The sequence below is a fragment of the Phaeodactylibacter xiamenensis genome, assembly GCF_000759025.1.
GTDB classification, from domain to species: domain Bacteria; phylum Bacteroidota; class Bacteroidia; order Chitinophagales; family Saprospiraceae; genus Phaeodactylibacter; species Phaeodactylibacter xiamenensis.
In genome coordinates this window covers 1-274 of sequence record NZ_JPOS01000041.1, presented here as the reverse complement: position 1 = coordinate 274, position 274 = coordinate 1, and the positions used below count along the sequence as shown (strand labels likewise).

The following is a 274-nucleotide window of genomic DNA, read 5'->3' as shown; positions in this document are numbered from 1 at the left end:
ATCCGCTGATGTCGTTATGACCTGCTGCGCACCAAAATTGCCGCTGCCGTCATTCTCGTACCACGCTATCTTATCATCATCTAATGAGGTCGATAATACATCCGCGTCGCCATCACCGTCCAAATCCATGGCGTATACGGACTTGGCAACATCCGCTGATGTCGTTATGGTATTGGACGTAAAGCCCGGATCAGCACAAGGCACAGCGCAGGGTGGGCAATTGCTGCCGCCGCAATCGACTCCCGTTTCATCCCCATTCTGAATACCATCAGAA

1 protein-coding gene is annotated in these 274 nt (G+C 52.2%); it reads right to left on the bottom strand.

The features are described 5' to 3' along the window. Positions 1-274 (bottom strand): FG-GAP repeat domain-containing protein (locus IX84_RS18120; RefSeq protein ID WP_044223940.1); only part of this gene is annotated, 274 nt, incomplete at both ends.